The following is a 16,218-nucleotide window of genomic DNA, read 5'->3' on the forward strand; positions in this document are numbered from 1 at the left end:
GGCGGGGAAGTGAGTCATGCTCATGCAGTGTGGGCAGGGCGCGCGGGCGCGCCCTGCTCCCAAAAGGGGAAGAAGTTGAACCAGTCGCAGGGCGACCTGCGCAGCATGCGTTCGAGCTGTTGTGCGAACAGGCCAGCGTACCCGGCCATGGCCTCGTCGCGCCGGCCACGCGGCAGCAGCACGCGCTCGGCCAGCGGCACGAACTCCACGGCATAGCCGGCACCCTCGTGCACGCAGCCCATGAAGAACAGCGGGCATTCGAGCACCGAGGCCAGGATGTAGGGCCCGCAGGGAAACGGTGCCTGGTGGCCAAGGAAAGGGGCGTGCGTGATGCGGCTTTCGCGCACGGGCACGCGGTCACCGGCAATGGCAATGAGCTCGCCGCGCGCCACACGCTCGGCCAGCAGCATGGCGGTGGCGGCGTTGAATTCGGTCACCTGCAGCAGCTGCACGCCGCTGTCTGGGGCCAGGCGCTGCAGTACGCGGTTGAAGCGCTCGGCGTGTGCCGTGTGCACGAGGATGTTCAGGCGCAGGCCCGTGCGCCGTTCGGCCAGGGCCCGGCACAGCTCGATGCAGCCCATGTGCGCGGTGACCACCACGGCGCCCTGGCCGGTGTGCGCCAGCGCGTCCAGGCGCTCGCGCCCGGTGACGGCCACGCTGTCGAAGCGGTAGCGCCCGGTCAGGGCCAGGAGCTTGTCCAGGATCACCTCGGCGAACATGCGAAAGTGCCGCTGGCTCTGGCGCCAGCCCGGTGTGGTGGGCCACAGCCCATGGGCGGCCTGCATGCGCTGCAGGTACTGCAGCGAGGCGCGGCGCGCCACCGGGCTCACCAGCCAGTAGTAGGCGACGACGGGGTACAGGCACAGCCGGAACGGCCAGCGCCCCAGGAACCGGTGCACCTGGTAGAGCAGCCACATGCCGGCGACGAAGGTGTTCTCGCCCAGCTGCGCCCAGTGCGGGGCGGCGGGTGCGGCTGCAGCAGCTTCGGCCTGCGGCTTGGGCGCGGAGGCCGTCATGCCGCCTGCCCTGCCCCGCGCCGGCCCAGGAGCTTGCGCGCCAGCAGCACGGGGCTGCGCAGCAGCATGCCGCCGAACAGGCGCGTGTGCATGCCCGAGATGAGCACGTTGTCGCGCCACACGCGAAAGTGCGACAGCCCGTCCTGCGGGTAGGTGACGGCCGTGCGCTGGGTGATGAAGGGCACGCCCTTCCAGTGCATGCGCACGAGGATCTCCGTGTCGAACTCCATGTGCTTGCCGATGCGCGCGCCGTCCATCACGGCGATGGCCTCGCGCAGCGGGTAGACGCGAAAGCCGCACATCGAGTCCTCGATGTCCAGCGACAAGGTGTTGATCCACACCCACACGTGGGTAGCGTAGCGGCCGTACAGGCGCGCCTTGGGCACGCTGGAGTCGTAGCGCGGCGCGCCGCATACCATGGCACCGGGCCGGGCCCGCGCCAGCGCGATGAAGGCCGGGATATCGGCCACGGCGTGCTGGCCGTCCGCATCGATCTGCAGGGCGTGGGTGTGGCCCGCTGCCAGCGCATGGCGCATGCCGGTCATCACGGCGCCGCCCTTGCCCTGGTTCTGCGCCAGGCGCAGCAGTGTGACCTGGCTGCCGTGCTGCACCGCCAGCGCATCGAGCACGGCAGCACAGCCGGGCTCGGAGCCGTCGTCCACCAGCATGCAGTGCAGGCCCGCGGCCAGCACGCCCTGCACCATGGCGCCGATGGTGGTGGGGTGGTTGTAGACCGGGATGATGGCGACGGGGTTGAACGCGGTCGTCATGCGGCCTCTCCCCCCCGCACCAGGCGGCCGCTGGCGTGCGGCCCGCGGCCGGAGGTCAGCGCGAACTGCAGCTGGCCCTTGTCGGGCACCCATTGCAACTGCACCTGCACGCGGGTACCGGGCAGGATGGGCTGCTGGAACTTGACCACCTCGGCACGCAAAAATGCGGCCGGGATGCCGAAGGCCTGCTGACCCAGCGTGACCACCCAGTGCAGCTGCGCCACGCCGGGCACGATGGGCGCGCCAGGGAAGTGGCCGTCCAGCACGCGCAGGCCGGGGTCGACCAGCAGGGTGGCCGTGGCCTGGTGTTCGCTGCGCTCGGTCCACTCAGGCGCGGGCATGAGCGGGCGGAACAGGTCCAGCAGGTCGTGCTGCGTGGTCTTGCCCTGCGCGTTCTGCGGCAGCGCGGCCACATAGCGCCAGCTGCGCGGCAGGGCCACGCGGTCCACCACGGGTTCGAGCAGGGTACGCAGCGCGGCGCCCATCTGCTTGCGGCCCTGCTGCTGAAGTGCCTGCCAACCGGCGCCGTTGAGCGCCAGCACCATGCCCACGCGTGCGGCGGCGGGCGACGCTTGCAGCACCACGGCCCGGGCCGCGGCCACCCAGCCGCTGGCCAGCAGCGCGTTTTCCATGGCGGTCAGCGAGATGCGCTTTTCGGCGATCTTGGCAATGCGGTCGGCCCGGCCCTGCAGCACGAAGCCGGCACCGCCATCGCCACCGTCTTGCGGCAGGGCGCGGTCGGCCGTCTCCCACCAGGCCTCGGCATCGGGCAGGTGGCCCGAGCGCACCGACAGGCAGCCGCTGTCGGCCAGGCGCACCTGCACGCCTGGCAGGGGCTGCCAGGCATCGCCCTGCTCCGCACGGCGGCGCCAGGCGATGCCGCCGGTTTCGGAGCTGCCGAAGACCTCGGTGGGGGAATGGCCGAGCAAGGCCAGCGCATGCGCCGAGGCCTCGGGCGGCAGCGGGCCGCCCGACGAGAAGATGCCGAGCAGGCCCTGCGATGCGGCCGCCCAGCCAAGCTGCTCCGGCAAGCGGCCGAGCATGGCGGGGCTGGAGATGAGCAGCGTGGGCCCGGGCTGCAAGAGCTGGGCCACCAGTTCCTCGGGGTAGCGCGCGAACTCCATGCCCAGCAGCCGCCCTGCGGCCAGCGGCCACAGCACGCGGAACAGCAGGCCGTATATGTGCTGGTGCGACACGGTGGCCAGCGTGCGTAGGCCCGGCGCATCCCGGGCCAGGGGGCCGAACACGGCCTGCAGCGCATGCACCTCGGCATCGAGCTGCGACAGGTGCTTGGCAATGCGCTCGGGCACGCCCGTGGAGCCCGAGGTGAACAGCACCACCTGCGCCGCACGCAACGACAGGGGCTGCAGCACCACCGCCAGGGCGCCGGACTCGTCGGGCTGGATGGCACCGGGCAGTTGGCCTGCACAGGCCTGCACCTGGGGCAGCAGATGCGCCAGGGTGTGGGGCTGCAGGTCGCTGGCCAGCACCGGGGTCTTGCCCGCATGCCAGGCGCCCCACAGGGCTGCGGCAAAGGCCAGCGGGTCGTCGAAATACAGGCCTACCTCGGTGCCCTGCACCTGCTGGAAGGCAGCGCACCAGGCCTGCACGCTGCGCACCCAGTCGGCATGCGTCACGGTGCGCCCGCCGGTGGCTGCAACCCCGTGCGCGGCGGCACGGGCCTGCGGCAGGGCCACATCGGACAATGCGGAGAAAGTAGTCACCTTGCTCAATTCCTGGATTCTTGGAGTTGTTGGAACAGGGAAAGCAGTTTCTTGGGCCGGGCTCAGGCCATGGCGCCGCGGCGTTTCACCCACTGGCGCACGCACCATTCACCCCCCATGAGGCAGCCCATCAGCACATAGGCGATGAGCCCGTTGTACAGCGCCCAGGTGGCATTGCTGCTGAAGGCGGCGGTATAGGCCGCGGCAGCGCCGTTGGCCACGAAGAACGCGCACCACACGGCGGTGACCTTGCGGGTGTAGCGCACGCCGGACGGGGGCAGGTCCGGCACGGTCAGCCGGGCCAGGCGCTCGATCACCGTGGGCGGGTAGCGCAGGCTCACCGCGAACACCACCAGCAGCACGGCGTTGACCAGCACCGGATAGAGCTTGACGGCCAGCGCATCGCCCTGCCACCAGGCGGCCAGGGCCAGCACCGCCGCGCCCGAGGCCACGGCCCACCAGAAGCGCTGGCGCGTGACCACGGCGCGCGCCATGGCCAGCAGCACCAGCAGCACGGCCAGCCACTGCGGCGCCACGTGGCCCATGGCCAGGTACACGCCCAGCGGGTACAGCACCGTCAGCACCACCAGCACGGCGGTCACAAGCTTGTGCATGGCGGGCATGCTTGCGTGCTTGCAGCCGGCCCCGCTCAGGCCGTGGAGGCGGAAGCGTCGTTCACCAGCCGGTGCAGCGCGTCGACCACGTCCTGCACGGTGCGCACGGACTTGAAGGCGTCGGCGTTCAGGCGCTTGCCCACCCAGGGCTTGAGCTGCACGATCAGGTCCACGGCATCGATGCTGTCGATGTCCAGGTCGTCGTACAGGCGGGCCTCGGGCGTGATGCGCGCGGCGTCGATTTCGAACGTCTCCTGCAGGATGGCGGCGATGCGTTCGTAAATGGCTTCTTTGTTCATGTCAGGTTTTCCGTGAATGCCGCCCGCCTTCAGTGCGTGCGGCTGGCGGCCACGAAGGCGGCCAGCGCCTGCACGCTGCCAAAGTGCTTGCGCGTCTGCTCCGAGTCGGCCGACATGCTCAGGCCATAGCGCTTTTGCAAGGCCAGGCCGAGCTCCAGCGCGTCGATGGAATCCAGGCCCAGGCCCTCGACGAACAGCGGTGCGGCGGGATCGATGTCGTCTGGCGCGATGTCTTCCAGCGCCAGGCTGGAGATGATGATTTCCTTGATTTCTTGCTCAAGTTGAAGCACAGGCAGGTCCCTTGAAAAGTTGTACGGACAGGTGCTCGGTCACATGGCGCGCAGCCAGGGAATCGCTGGCAGCCGAGTCACAGAATTCTTCCACCGCGATGTCGGGCCGCACCTCGATGGTGAAGTGCGGCTTGCGCACGGGCACCCTCCACCAGGGCGTGCCCTTGGTCAGCATGGGCAGGCTGCTGTGGATGTGCACGGGCGTGATGTCGATGCGGCCCTTCACCGCCACGTGGGCCGCGCCGCGCTGCAGCTTGGCGTTGCCGTGCAGCGGCGTGCGCGTGCCCTCGGGGAAGATGATGAGGTTGTTGCCGTCCCTGAGCGAGCGCACGCAGTCCTCCAGCAGGCCCGCGCCATCGCCGTTGGTGATGAAGCCCGCCGCGCGGATGGGGCCGCGCGTGAAGGGGTTGCGCGACAGCGCCTCCTTGACGATGCAGTCCGCATGGCGCACGAAGGAGATCAGGAACACCACATCGATCAGCGAGGGGTGGTTGGCCAGGATCAGAAGGCCTCGGCGCTGCAGGCGCTCGCGGCCATGCACCTCGTAGGAGATCACGCCCACGAAGTTCATGAGGCCCACGAACCAGCGAAAGCAGTGGTGGATGATGGTCTGGCACAGCTGCTGCTGGCGCGCGGCCCCGCGCACGAAGAGCATGACCACGGGGCACACCACGATGCCCAGCACGATACCGCCCAGGCCGAACACGGAAAAGCAGAAACCCGTGGCCACGATGCGCCAGGCCCGGTTGATCGCTTCACGCATGTACACGCTCCCACATCCATTGGCCCGTTGCATGGCCATGCACCAGGCTCTGGCGCTCGCCCTGCAGCAGAAAATGCAGCGCATCGAGCCCATGCGGCAGGCCGGAAGGCGTGCCGCCCTCCGAATGCGGCAGGCCGGAAAGCGCGCCGCCCTCCGAATGCGGCAAGCCGGAATGCGCGCCTTGCTCTGCAGCCGGGCCCTCACCATCGACTGCGTGCAGCGCAAAGCCTGCCTCGCCAGCCTGCAGGGGCGCAAGGCGCACGGCCCAGGCGTACTGCGCGGCGGGCTCGTCGTGGAAGGCTGCGTAGTCGGTCCGCAGAGGTTCGTCGTAGCAGACCAGCAGCACCTCGGCGGGCGCCTGGGCATCGCTCAGCAGGCCGACGGCCTCGACGATGCCGGCCTCGGGCGCGCAGTGCGAGGACGCCACGCAGACCGCGTTGGCGCGCATGCCGCGCAGGATGGAGTGCTGGGCGCCCACGGCGTTGTGCACCGACAGGCCGAAGGCCGTGGGCGACAGGGGTTCATCCTGCGCCTGCGAGCGCAGCAGGCCCAGCGCCTTGTCGGCATCGCCATAGCGCGAGGCCCAGACAACAGGAATGTCGGCACCCTCTTCGGGCGGCAGCACGCTGTCGGCCACGGAGACGGCCATCTTGGCCAGGTGGCCCAGGCGGCGCCGCGCCATGGCCGGCACATGGGGCAACTCGACCGCCGTGTCCCCCACGGGGCACACCGGTGCGTCTGCCCAATGCAGCCATTGCTCCTGACTTTGCAGGCCTGGTGCTATCGCAGCCCACGCCCGAACGGCGAACGCAGCGCGCACGGCCCTCTCCCGAATGCATTGATGGATTGAACGCGCGCAATGTACGCGCAATGCAATTATCTCAGAAAGACCCTTTGCAGCGGCAGTTTTACCGTTACAAAAATACACAAATACCCACCCTGATGCGGGTTGCGCGTGCTGGCGCAACGGTTTAAGGCCCGGCCCCCACCCGTTCGGGTGGGACCGAGGTGCCGTTGCATGGAGGCGACAGCGCCCGCAGCCCGGCGGGTGCCGCCTATTCCTCGAAGCCGAAGCCCACGGCCGATACCCCGGCCGCGCTGGCCCGGGCCACCAGGTACTGGCCCGGGCCGACCACAATGGCAGTGCGCTCCAGCACGCCCGAGGGCGGCAGGTACACGTCGTACTCGATCCACTCCGCATCGGTGGGCGTGGCCGCAGCCGCCAGGGCCACGCGGGCCAGCACGGCCCAGGTGTTGCGGTTGACCAGCGACAGCGTGAGTGTGGCAGTCTGCGTGGCGGGCTGGTAGAGGGTGGTGGCCGTGGCCGCAGCCAGGTCCAGTGCAAAAAGGCGTCCGTTGGCCATGTCGATCAAGCTCCTGAAAGATAGAAAACCTTGCTGCGCGATTGCACCGGCGCCCACTGGTGCACGCCCTGGACCACGAACAGCGCCAGCGGCCGGGCCTGCACCGGTGCCACGGGCAGGCCAATGGTCTCGCCGGCCCGGGCGCTGACCCAGGCCTGCACCCAGTTCGTGCTGGCCAGGGCCTGGCTGTTGTCGCCCGGGGGCAGCGGCGTGTTGGCGGTGACGGCGCCAGCCACCGTGAGGTTGCCGGCCATGGACTGATCGCCCGTGAAGGCGTTGCCGCCGGCGAGGTTGGCCTTGGTGGCCAGGCCGGCATCGGTCTGCCCGGCCTTGGTAGCCACGCCGTCGAAACCCAGCTCGATGCGCTGGAATTCGTCCTTGAGGACCTGCTCGTCCACCCGCTGGCCGGGCAGCGGGTTGAAGACGCGGTGGTAGTAGGTATTGGCCATGGGGCTGCTCTGCTCCTTGTTGGGGGTTACCGGTCCAGGCGCCGGGGCGTGTACACGATGGACACGCTTTGCAGGGTGTGGGGCAGCTCGTCGCGCGCGCTGCTCACGATGTTCAGGCTGAGGTCGGTGCCCACGCCGTCCAGGCGCACCTTGGAGAGCACGTTGGCCGGCACGCTGTAGTAGCTCTGGCCATAGTTGCTCACGCTGTAATAGGCGCCGCCGGCGCTCTGCAGCACGGGCACCACGTCGGTCAGGCCCACGTCGGGCTTGCCCAGGCTGTACTCGCCCTGCACCAGCAGGCGGCAGGCGCTGCGGTTCTTGCTTTCCAGGTCGGCGCGCCGAAAGCGCTTTTTCTCCATCGGGCTCCGGGCGTGGTTGAAGGCCAGGCGCATATAGGCCTGGATCGGGGCGCCGTCGAAGCTGCGGCCACGGTCGGCCTCATAGACGAAACCATCGTCGCTGCCGAAGAAGTTGCGGTGCTCACCGCCCACCACGGCATCGCAGGTGCAGCGCACGCTGCGGCCGTAGTCGATGGGCATGAAGGCCAGCGCGCTGCCGCCGTCCTGCGTGGGGATGGGCGTCACGCTCAGGCTCTCGCCCGTAGCGAAGAAAAGGCGCATGCGCTTGTCGGCGCGGTTGACCACCGAGGCCGTGACCTGCCGCGCCTTGAGCAGGCGCTGGATGCGCGAGGACAGCGGCAGCCGCTCGAAGTTGCCGAAGGCCTGTGTGGCGCTGACTACCGCCACGCCCAGCGTATCGAACACCAGCACGCGGCCCAGGTTCTGCACGCTGCCGCGCTGCGCGCCCACGTCGTCGGCAAAGTTCACGAAGCGCCAGTCGGCACTGCTGCTGCCGTACAGCACCCAGGTGCGCTCGGCCGCAAACACCATGAGCGCGCCGCCCTCGGCGTCGGACGGCAGTACCTGGAAGCCGGTGACCACGTCGCCGGCTGCAATCTCGGCCGCGCCCACCACGGCGGACCAGCGGTACGGATCGCCCACGGCGCTGTGCTGTACCGAGCCCTCGAAGCTGAAGAACAGGTGGTTCTTGTGCGCCACGCAGTGCACGGGCTTGTCCACCGCCATGCCGGTGGCCAGCGGCACCAGCAGCTCGCCATCAAACTCAAAGCCGCGGTTCACGCCATCGGCGCCGTAGATGCGCTGCTGGCCTGCCCGGCCGTTGAAGTTGTAGACCACGGCATCAAGCCGACCACCGGGCAGTTGGGTGATGGCCGCCTCGGCCCCGCCGGCCACGGCTGTTACACCGGCCGTGAAGGCCCCCGCGGTGAACGCCCCGCCCGAAGGCGCGCTGATGATGAAGCGCCCCTTGGCCGTGCCGGCCTGCCAGGTCCCCGACTCCACCACCACGCGCTTGACGATGGCGGACACCGCGCCCTTGGTGATGTTGGACCCCACCGCGGGCTCGGCCCCGCTGCCGCCGCTGAAGGCCAGCTCGTGGTGGTGGAACACTGGCGCCCAGCCGGTGGCAGCGCTCTTGTAGACGCTGCAGGCGGTGGCAGCCAGGTTGTCGCGCCAGGCGTAGACGGTGCCGTTCAATACGGCGATGCCCCGGATCGGCCCCGACCCCGGCACAGCGCCAATGGCCGTGCGGTAGTGGTCGGCGGCCAGCGCCGCAAAGGCGTTGTCGTCAAAGCCATCGATGTCCGAGGCATCGCCATCGAACACGCCCACGGCGCTGCCTGCCACGGTGAGTGCCTCGCCCACGGCAAACACACCCGTGAGCCGGGTCACCACCATCTGCGCCGCAGTGCGCAGCAACAGCACCACCGCCGTGGCGCCCGAGGTCGCGCCCGTCACCGTGTTCCCGACGGCAACCCCCGTGAAGGCGGTGGCGGCGCGCAGGCACTTGTAGACCGCATCGCTGGGCCGGGGCCGGCCGTCAAAGCGCTCGTAGCCGCCGATGCGCTCATAGCCCTCCAGGGCCGAGCTCTCGTAGTTGATCGCGCCCGTGACCATGCCCGGGCGCAGCGTGAGCTGCGCGGACTCGGCATCGAGCCCCCCGGAAAGCGGGAAGTACTGGGTCTTGAGCGCAGGCATGCGCACTTCGCCCGTCATGCCAAAGGCCTCGCGCCAAAGCCGAGGCGTGGCAGCTGCGACTGCGCCAGCGCCGGAAAGCCCATGCTGTAGTTCTGCTCGGCACGCTGGTAGACCTCGCTGGCGGCATCGAAGCCGCCATATTCGCGCAGCGCGCGCCAGGCGATCAGGGGATGGAAGCGCGCCGGCAGGGCCGGCTCGTCGGCATCGAGCACCAGGCTGGCCACGTCCTTGACATAGGCGGCCCGCACCATGTGCGCCGCATCGGGCGTGGGGCCCACCAGCAACTCGCCACCGGGCGCCATGCTCCAGTACTGCAATGCGCCCGGTGCGTGCGCTCCGGTGAGGAAACGCCAGCGAAACGCCTCGTAATCGAGCCAGGCCAGCGCATGCTCGCTCACCTGGCCATCGGCCACGCGCCAGGCGCTGGGGCGGTAGCCGTCGGCCGCGGGCTTCCAGGCCGCAAAGTCGGCCAGCGCAAAGCCCGGGGCCGCGGCCTCGGGCACCATCACCAGGGTGCCTGCGGGCACCTGGCCCAGCGCCTCGCCACGGCGGAACAACCAGGACTCGTGCGCCAACGCAATGTCGCGCCAGGCCCAGTTCACCCACTCGAACACGCGGGCATCGTCGCCACTGGCCGTGCTGGCCGAGGCCGGTGGGCCGCCGGACAAGCCGCTTTCGCGCTTGACGGCCCGGGCCAGTTGCAGGAAGTTCATGGTGTGCGCCCTCCCCGCTCAGCTCTTGCGTTGGAGGGGGAAGCGCGGCTTCTCGACCCAGCGCATCTTGTCGATGTTCTCGGGCTCCTCGGGGTCGGCTTCGCGCACCGTATAGGCCAGGCCTTCGATGTGGTCGGCCATCTCCACCGGCACGCGCACCCAGCGCTCGCGCTGGATCTGGATCTGGTAGTTGTTGAGCCCGAAGAAAGGCTGCTGCGGCTCGTGCAGTTCGCCCTTGAAGAGCTTGATCTCGCAGGTCTGGCCCGAGAAGCCATGCTGCTGCACGGCCACGTCGATGTCGGTGTCGGTGCCGGCGATGGGTTCGGCCAATGCGGCGGCCTTGACGGGTGCTTTTGCCATGGGTGTTCCTTGTTCGATGAATGAATGAAGGGGCAGGCTGCATGCCTGCCCCGGGGTTTCAGGCAGGCGTCACGAAGACACGCCGTGCTCGATGCGGGTCATCCAGGCGTCGTTCAGGATGGCCGCCGCCGACCACATCTTGAAAGCCACGTGCCCACGCTGGCCCATGGGGTCGCTGTCGCTGGGCTTGGGGTTGACCACGATGGGCGTAAGGCCCGAGCCCGATGCCGACAGGTTCACCGTGGCATAGGCCTCCTTGCCCACGATGACCGACTGGTACACATCCACCGCCGTGCCGCCCAGCATGCCATTGAGCGTGGCGTTGCCGGCGTTGGCCAGCGGCGCGTACAGCGTGGACGAGACGAAGCGGATGTTCTCGAACGAGCCGATCTCGTTCTCGCACAGCGGCTTGAAGGTGCCGTAGTTCTGGATGCGCGTGTAGCCGGCCGGAAAGAACGCGGGGTTCTGCAGATCCATCTCCACGTTGGGGTGCACGAAGCACACGTAGCACGGCGGAATGGGCAGCGTGCCCACGCCGTCGGTGGCGTTGAGCACGGTGGTCAGCGGCCGCGCGTCCTGCGCCTTGAGCTGGCGGATGGCGCGGCGCGCCACGTTGGCCGTCATCGTGGTGTTCACCGCGTTGCGCGCCACGCCGTTGGCATACAGCACCTGGGTGCCGGCCTTGATGGTGTTGTACAGGATCAGCTCCTGCGTCTGGCCGGCCGTTTCGCCCAGCGAAGCGCTCAGCTCGCTGAGCACCGGGTCTTCGTGCGTGTCGGCGATCACGTCGGTGATCTGCACGCGCTGGCCATACTGCTCCAGGTTGGCCGACACGTCGGTGCTGGTGATGTTGCCCTGCACGGGCGTCACGCCTTCGGTCAGCGGCGTGGTGGTGGGCGCCAGGCGGCCATAGCGGCGCCACTTGACCACCTTGGTCTTGCCCTTGGGCACGGCCGTCACCACGGCGAACTTGGCCATGTTCAGGGAGGGCTGGGCACGCTCCAGCATCTTGTCCACCGCATAGGCGGCGGTACGGGGGGTGATGTCACCGTAAACGGTCATGTCGATTGCTCCTCATCGGGAAATTGGGGTGTGGGTGTTCCAGGCGCTGCGGGTGGCCGCAGCGCCGGGAGGGCGCACTGCCGTAGCGGGCCGTCAGTCAGCCCGCGCGGTTCAGGCGCTGGCGCCGAAAGAAATCCAGCGACGCCTCGAAGTCGTCCTCAGGCGGCAGGCCGCCCTTGGCGCCGCTGGCGCGCGAAGGCAGGCCCGCCGCCGATTGCAGCCGCGCGGCATTGGCACTCGCGCGCTGGGCGGCCGGCTGCTGGGGGTAGCGGGCAATGGGTGCGCGGCCCGCGCGGCGCAGATGGGCGTCGTAGGCGTCCATCACGGCGATGGCCTCGCCCGGGTCCTGCCCCTGGTAGAAGGCTGCCTGGATGGGCTGCGGCTGCGTGCCGATCCAGGCGCTGAAGTCGGCGCTGCGCACCACCTCCACCGCGTTCGGGTAGGTGGCCTCGAAGGTCTGCATCGCGGCCTGGTAGGCGGCGCTGCGTTGCTCCTGGGCACGCTGCTCGTGCTCGGCGCGCAGGCCGTGCAGCGGCTCGACCATGCGGGCGGCGGTCTGCTCGGCCACCGTCGCGGCCTTCGCATCCACGGCCTGCAGGGCCTGCTGCACGGCGCCCACCAGCCCCTGCAGTTCGGGGAACTGCTGCACCTTCTGGGACAGTTCGGCCAGCCGGGCAGCGGCGGCGGATCCATCAGCGGCAGCGCCCGGCGCGGCCTTGCCGCTTCCCTTGAGCTGGGCGTTCTCCTGCAGCAGGCGGTCGCGCTCGGCCCGCGCCTGGTTCAGGTAGCGGTTGAGCTGGCCCACGCGGCCCATCTCGCTGCGCGCCTTGTGCAGCTCTTCCTGCGTGCGGCGCAGCTGCTCGGCGGGGTCGGGGCGGCCATCCCTGCCGGCTTGCTGCGCAGCGGCTTGGTGCGCACGGGCCTGCGCCGCATCGGTGCCAGCAGAATCGGCGCCCACCCCCATGACTGCGGGCATGCCCCCGTCGGGGCCTGCCGGCATCGCGGCGGTTGGCGCTTGTGCATCCCCACCCGTTTCCGCACGCTCCTGGCGCAGCGCATCCAGCGCCTGCGCCATCTGGTCCTCGGCATCCATTGCGCTGGCGGCGCCCTCGCCGGGTTCCTGGCTGGCCACGAAGGTGGAGTGGTTGCTGTTGCTGCTGCTGTCGGTGGCGTTCATGGTGCGGTCTATCCTTCTTCGGCATGGCCCGTGCGGGCCAGAGGCAGTGGTGGTTGCTGACACCGGGCACATCGCCCGTGAAAGCAATGTCCGCGAAGAGGCGACCGCGCTGAAGGGGTGGCATATATGCCGCCGTTTCAAAAGCCCGCCAAGTCGAGAGGAGTGATGAAGATGGTGGCGTTTCACGGCACGCCAAGAGAAAAAAAAGCCCGCACTTGGCGGGCTTGGCTCATCGGATTCCCCATCAGATGTCGGAAAAATTCTGGCGGACGAAAGACGCCACAAAGGCGAGCGCATCGGGCTGCAGCCGATTTATCTGGCATACCTCCTGGTAGCTGCTCGAGAACATCTGCACCCGATCGGTCACGCCCGGTGGAAAATCCATCTGCCTGGCCACGATCTCCTGCTACGACCCCCGGTCGCGGTACACCGCGGCCAATCGCGGCTGCATGGCAACCAGTGCAGCGTTCTGAGCCTCCCCCAACTGGCCGATCACATCCAGAAAGTAGCTGTCCAGCAGCCTCAAAAAGGATTTGCCTGCGTAGCGATCCATCTCAATCCTACTTGGGTTTATCGGGTGCAGACGAAATTGCCCCTGGGCACAGGACACTCCAAAATCGGGCGATCACAAATCAGAAAACTCAACCGCCCAAAGCATCCCTGCCGCCACCGAAGCGACGGAAAAATACTGCATCTGGCCATTCATCGTCGTAGGCCTCCAAAATGCTATGCAAGGCGGTTGACATCTTTCTGGAGTGGAACTCGAAATTCTCCTGCTGAGCAAACGCCAGGATTTCCGGCCAACGAAGTTCTCGCATGCAATACCCTATGGCGGTATCCGAAAAGCATATCTCGCCCTGCCGCCCGCCATACCGCTGCCGACGGATGTCGTCCATAAGGAGCTGCGCCAACTGCTGGCGGTGCTGAGCGTTACGCTGCAAAAGACCTAGCAGTTCCTCGTACAAAGGCTCCATCTCATCTTCGCCGGTTTCAGCGTAGTTCACAGAGCGGAATTTTTGACACAACGTATTGAAATTTTCGACGATGAGATCATTCATTTCTTCACCCATTTCCTGCTCTTGAAGTCAAAGATTTTGTTGATGTATCTTTCATCAGAAACTTGGAAGCCATGGTTGCGAAAGGCCTTGACTGCGGCCGCCGCCGCTGCGTCTCCGTTGGGGAGGTAGTGGCCTGATGCGTTATCGATGTACTTGACAGTTCCCCACAGCACCTTGGCTTCACCGGCGGCAATGACCTTTTCTCCTCGTGCCAGATCAACATGGCCAAAACCTCCCGGATCGTGCGGTTTGCGCGCCATGATCAACGCACCATTTTCCTTGACCACATAGAGAACATTTGCAGGCATTCTCAACGCTTGGTCTGTCGTCAAGGCCGGCACATCGCGAAGCTCTCTTGCGTCGTCGGGAAATCGATTCGCAAAAACCGGCCCTGGCGGCAATGCATGCATGGGCCAGGCAGGCGGCCCATCGAATGCCTGTGCACCATTGTGAAAACCAGAGCGCGCTGGCACAAGCTTTTCAGCACCTGTCGCCGAGAAAATCTGCAGCACTTTCTGGACACTGCCTGGCGGCACCAGCACCCCTCCTGGAATTTGCAACCGCTCAGTCTCTCCGATCCCAGCCCGAAGGAGTTGATCCACAATTTCGGCAGGATCACCGCCCGTTACCGCCAGCGAGCCTCCATCCAACAAAACCATTCCCGGATGCGAAGGAGTCAAGGCAGGGGATGCGACCGGCAAGACAGGCCCCTGGCGCCCTGAACCTGCGTCCAGAGCCTGCGCAAGGGGCGACAATATCCCCCAGGCGCGCTTGGCACTTCGGGGCGCCACCAAAGCGCCTTGGGATCCTGGGAAGATATCCTCAGCAGCAACACCCGCCTGCAACAAGGCGTCGCGGATGAGCGCCGGATATCCCGTCACGGCCAGCGTGCCGGTGGGCTGCGTGTCCATCCGCAGGACAGCGGCGGCCATAGGTTGGGCCACTTCCTGAGCCGGCTCGGCTTGCGCTGCATCCCCCTGAGGGTCCATTGTTGGCTGTGCCATGTGCGCGGCAGGCTCGCTCACCATCGCAAGCTCAGGCCCCCCTTTCGCCGCTGGTGGGTTCGCGCGCTCGGCTCCGCCCAGGGCGCGATCAGGCGGCAGGTCGGAAGGCACGGACAGGTAATCCTCAGGCAACGCAGGAGCCTGTTCGGCATGCACTGGTGGCATTGGCGTGGTGTGCTTCTCCCCAACCAGTGGCACATCGGCCCTGTGTACTCCATACTGGGCCGGCGTTCCCTTTCCGCCGCGCAAACCGCCCACCGTGCCGGCATGGGCACCGAACAGGGCGCCGGCTGCGAAGTCATCCACATACTGGGCGCCAGTTCCTTCCCTGAAAGGCGCTCTGCCAGCGCCCAACTCTTCAGGCACACGCTGCACAGCCTCGGTCCCTCCCTGCACGGCCATCTGGATGCCCACGGACTTGCCCAGGCGTTCCAGCGCGTTGCCTTTGAATGCCTGGGTGCTCAGAGCGCTCAGGCCTATCCGATCCGCAAGCGTGTCGATGGAGGTGGAGACCGTGGCACCGGCCAGCATCGTGGAGAGATCGAGGGATTTGCCAGTCCTGCGGGCCTCTTCGGCCGCGTCGCCATAGACGGAACCAAAGGTCTGAACGGTGTTGTTCAGCGCAATGCCGACCGCCTCGCCCAGCGCCTTTCTGCCTACCGTGTTGGCAATCAGGCCACCCATGCCGGCCGAGAGAATGGTGGTCGCCGCCTGAAAGCCCGCGTAGCCGCTGTTTTCCAACGCCCACTCCAACGCATCGCCCGTGCTGCGAATACCGGTGAAGGTCGGCGCAAGGCTGAAGTTGTTGGTGCCGCGCATGGTCTCCCGGTACCCCTCCAGACCCCAATCGCGCAGATCCTCGCTACCGGTCAATTCACCCGCCAGGCCTGCTGCGCCCATGGCGGTTGCATAGAGCCCACCCGCACCCTGCGCCAGCCCTCGCACCACGGACGGCATCTCCTGCGCTGCGGCGCGCTGGCGGGCATCGGCGCGCAAGGCACGCATTTCCTTTTCTTCGGCGGCCACGCGCTCGCGCTCAGAATTGGGGTTGTAGCGCTGCACGATGCGCTCGCCTGTCACGGCGTCGGGGCGCGCCTTTTGCGTCCGCGCATTCAGGCGCTGTTCCAGATTGGCGTCGAACCGCGCGTTGCCAGCGGCATCGGCAGTCGCATAGCCCAGCGCCATGTACTGCGCCTCCCGGTCCACAGGCTTCTGCTCGATGACCGGCTGGGACAGGTTGAACTGCGCCAGCGCGCGCAGCCTCTCACGGCTGGCAGGGTTGATCTCTACAAGCCGCTGCACCTCCTGTTCCAGCGCCAGTTCGCGCCGTCCAGCGTCGGTATCAAGCCGCATGCCTGAAGCAGCCCCCCGCCCTCCACCGGCGCCGCGCCAGGCGTGGGCCGACGTGATGACCTGCTGCTCGGACATATCCTCCTGGTCATCGGCAGCGCCAGGCCAGGCCAGCTTGAAAAGGTTCATTGGCAGCCCTCAAACGGGA

19 protein-coding genes are annotated in these 16,218 nt (G+C 67.8%); all 19 read right to left on the bottom strand.

Annotated elements, in window-relative coordinates:
• Positions 1–20: 20 nt before the first annotated feature.
• The 19 genes from AC07X5_RS22990 to AC07X5_RS23080 all read right to left on the bottom strand — a co-directional run bounded on the left by AC07X5_RS22990 (position 21) and on the right by AC07X5_RS23080 (position 16,199).
• Positions 21–1,016, bottom strand: coding sequence for a lysophospholipid acyltransferase family protein (locus AC07X5_RS22990; protein WP_494771986.1), 996 nt, complete (start codon positions 1,014–1,016; stop codon positions 21–23).
• Positions 1,013–1,786, bottom strand: coding sequence for a glycosyltransferase family 2 protein (locus AC07X5_RS22995; protein WP_494771987.1), 774 nt, complete (start codon positions 1,784–1,786; stop codon positions 1,013–1,015). The genes AC07X5_RS22990 and AC07X5_RS22995 overlap by 4 nt, the downstream gene beginning before the upstream one ends.
• Positions 1,783–3,510 (bottom strand): ApeI family dehydratase, encoded by a 1,728-nt coding sequence (locus AC07X5_RS23000; protein WP_494771988.1) that lies wholly within the window; start codon positions 3,508–3,510, stop codon positions 1,783–1,785. Before AC07X5_RS23000 ends, AC07X5_RS22995 begins: the two co-directional genes overlap by 4 nt.
• Before the next feature lie 62 nt (positions 3,511–3,572).
• Positions 3,573–4,124 (bottom strand): COG4648 family protein, encoded by a 552-nt coding sequence (locus AC07X5_RS23005; RefSeq protein ID WP_494771989.1) that lies wholly within the window; start codon positions 4,122–4,124, stop codon positions 3,573–3,575.
• Positions 4,125–4,159: 35 nt separating this feature from the next.
• Entirely contained in the window at positions 4,160–4,423 is a 264-nt protein-coding gene (locus AC07X5_RS23010) for an acyl carrier protein (RefSeq protein WP_409958903.1), read from the bottom strand.
• 29 nt (positions 4,424–4,452) lie between these two features.
• Positions 4,453–4,713, bottom strand: a complete 261-nt coding sequence (locus tag AC07X5_RS23015; protein ID WP_409958902.1) for a phosphopantetheine-binding protein — start codon at positions 4,711–4,713, stop codon at positions 4,453–4,455.
• The gene (locus AC07X5_RS23020; RefSeq protein ID WP_494771990.1) at positions 4,700–5,476 is read right to left on the bottom strand and encodes a lysophospholipid acyltransferase family protein; all 777 of its coding nucleotides are present in this window, start codon (positions 5,474–5,476) and stop codon (positions 4,700–4,702) included. Before AC07X5_RS23020 ends, AC07X5_RS23015 begins: the two co-directional genes overlap by 14 nt.
• Positions 5,469–6,197 carry a beta-ketoacyl synthase chain length factor gene (locus tag AC07X5_RS23025; RefSeq protein ID WP_494771991.1) on the bottom strand — a complete coding sequence of 243 codons (729 nt, stop codon included), beginning with the start codon at positions 6,195–6,197 and terminating at the stop codon, positions 5,469–5,471. Before AC07X5_RS23025 ends, AC07X5_RS23020 begins: the two co-directional genes overlap by 8 nt.
• A gap of 334 nt (positions 6,198–6,531) precedes the next feature.
• Positions 6,532–6,840 carry a hypothetical protein gene (locus tag AC07X5_RS23030; RefSeq protein ID WP_409958896.1) on the bottom strand — a complete coding sequence of 103 codons (309 nt, stop codon included), beginning with the start codon at positions 6,838–6,840 and terminating at the stop codon, positions 6,532–6,534.
• Positions 6,841–6,845: 5 nt separating this feature from the next.
• On the bottom strand, positions 6,846–7,289 hold the full coding sequence (locus tag AC07X5_RS23035; protein ID WP_409958894.1) for a hypothetical protein: 444 nt from the start codon (positions 7,287–7,289) through the stop codon (positions 6,846–6,848).
• Between the two features lie 26 nt (positions 7,290–7,315).
• A complete protein-coding gene (locus tag AC07X5_RS23040; RefSeq protein ID WP_494771992.1) occupies positions 7,316–9,364 on the bottom strand; it encodes a hypothetical protein in 2,049 nt (682 codons plus the stop codon).
• On the bottom strand, positions 9,361–10,059 hold the full coding sequence (locus tag AC07X5_RS23045) for a phage adaptor protein (protein WP_494771993.1): 699 nt from the start codon (positions 10,057–10,059) through the stop codon (positions 9,361–9,363). Before AC07X5_RS23045 ends, AC07X5_RS23040 begins: the two co-directional genes overlap by 4 nt.
• 18 nt (positions 10,060–10,077) lie before the next feature.
• Entirely contained in the window at positions 10,078–10,419 is a 342-nt protein-coding gene (locus AC07X5_RS23050) for a hypothetical protein (RefSeq protein WP_409958888.1), read from the bottom strand.
• Between the two features lie 69 nt (positions 10,420–10,488).
• The gene (locus AC07X5_RS23055) at positions 10,489–11,481 is read right to left on the bottom strand and encodes a N4-gp56 family major capsid protein (RefSeq protein ID WP_184862000.1); all 993 of its coding nucleotides are present in this window, start codon (positions 11,479–11,481) and stop codon (positions 10,489–10,491) included.
• A gap of 97 nt (positions 11,482–11,578) precedes the next feature.
• Positions 11,579–12,658 carry a hypothetical protein gene (locus AC07X5_RS23060; protein WP_494771994.1) on the bottom strand — a complete coding sequence of 360 codons (1,080 nt, stop codon included), beginning with the start codon at positions 12,656–12,658 and terminating at the stop codon, positions 11,579–11,581.
• Positions 12,659–12,902: 244 nt separating this feature from the next.
• A complete protein-coding gene (locus AC07X5_RS23065) occupies positions 12,903–13,055 on the bottom strand; it encodes a hypothetical protein (protein WP_494771995.1) in 153 nt (50 codons plus the stop codon).
• Between the two features lie 9 nt (positions 13,056–13,064).
• Positions 13,065–13,211 (bottom strand): hypothetical protein, encoded by a 147-nt coding sequence (locus AC07X5_RS23070; RefSeq protein ID WP_409958884.1) that lies wholly within the window; start codon positions 13,209–13,211, stop codon positions 13,065–13,067.
• Positions 13,212–13,299: 88 nt separating this feature from the next.
• Positions 13,300–13,728 (bottom strand): hypothetical protein, encoded by a 429-nt coding sequence (locus AC07X5_RS23075; RefSeq protein WP_007855371.1) that lies wholly within the window; start codon positions 13,726–13,728, stop codon positions 13,300–13,302.
• Positions 13,713–16,199: a hypothetical protein gene (locus AC07X5_RS23080; protein WP_494771996.1), complete on the bottom strand. Its 2,487-nt coding sequence runs from the start codon at positions 16,197–16,199 to the stop codon at positions 13,713–13,715. Before AC07X5_RS23080 ends, AC07X5_RS23075 begins: the two co-directional genes overlap by 16 nt.
• Between the last annotated feature and the right edge of the window lie 19 nt (positions 16,200–16,218).

The sequence above is a fragment of the Acidovorax sp. GW458-11-26-14-TSB4 genome (genome assembly GCF_059423865.1).

What these genes read in the sequence shown, in the direction of transcription:
- AC07X5_RS22990 (WP_494771986.1), bottom strand. Translation starts at nt 1,016, where the DNA reads ATGACGGCCTCCGCGCCCAAGCCGCAGGCCGAAGCTGCTGCAGCCGCA.
- AC07X5_RS22995 (WP_494771987.1), bottom strand. Translation starts at nt 1,786, where the DNA reads ATGACGACCGCGTTCAACCCCGTCGCCATCATCCCGGTCTACAACCAC.
- AC07X5_RS23005 (WP_494771989.1), bottom strand. Translation starts at nt 4,124, where the DNA reads ATGCACAAGCTTGTGACCGCCGTGCTGGTGGTGCTGACGGTGCTGTAC.
- AC07X5_RS23010 (WP_409958903.1), bottom strand. Translation starts at nt 4,423, where the DNA reads ATGAACAAAGAAGCCATTTACGAACGCATCGCCGCCATCCTGCAGGAG.
- AC07X5_RS23020 (WP_494771990.1), bottom strand. Translation starts at nt 5,476, where the DNA reads ATGCGTGAAGCGATCAACCGGGCCTGGCGCATCGTGGCCACGGGTTTC.
- AC07X5_RS23030 (WP_409958896.1), bottom strand. Translation starts at nt 6,840, where the DNA reads ATGGCCAACGGACGCCTTTTTGCACTGGACCTGGCTGCGGCCACGGCC.
- AC07X5_RS23035 (WP_409958894.1), bottom strand. Translation starts at nt 7,289, where the DNA reads ATGGCCAATACCTACTACCACCGCGTCTTCAACCCGCTGCCCGGCCAG.
- AC07X5_RS23040 (WP_494771992.1), bottom strand. Translation starts at nt 9,364, where the DNA reads ATGACGGGCGAAGTGCGCATGCCTGCGCTCAAGACCCAGTACTTCCCG.
- AC07X5_RS23045 (WP_494771993.1), bottom strand. Translation starts at nt 10,059, where the DNA reads ATGAACTTCCTGCAACTGGCCCGGGCCGTCAAGCGCGAAAGCGGCTTG.
- AC07X5_RS23050 (WP_409958888.1), bottom strand. Translation starts at nt 10,419, where the DNA reads ATGGCAAAAGCACCCGTCAAGGCCGCCGCATTGGCCGAACCCATCGCC.
- AC07X5_RS23055 (WP_184862000.1), bottom strand. Translation starts at nt 11,481, where the DNA reads ATGACCGTTTACGGTGACATCACCCCCCGTACCGCCGCCTATGCGGTG.
- AC07X5_RS23060 (WP_494771994.1), bottom strand. Translation starts at nt 12,658, where the DNA reads ATGAACGCCACCGACAGCAGCAGCAACAGCAACCACTCCACCTTCGTG.
- AC07X5_RS23070 (WP_409958884.1), bottom strand. Translation starts at nt 13,211, where the DNA reads ATGGATCGCTACGCAGGCAAATCCTTTTTGAGGCTGCTGGACAGCTAC.
- AC07X5_RS23075 (WP_007855371.1), bottom strand. Translation starts at nt 13,728, where the DNA reads ATGGGTGAAGAAATGAATGATCTCATCGTCGAAAATTTCAATACGTTG.
- AC07X5_RS23080 (WP_494771996.1), bottom strand. Translation starts at nt 16,199, where the DNA reads ATGAACCTTTTCAAGCTGGCCTGGCCTGGCGCTGCCGATGACCAGGAG.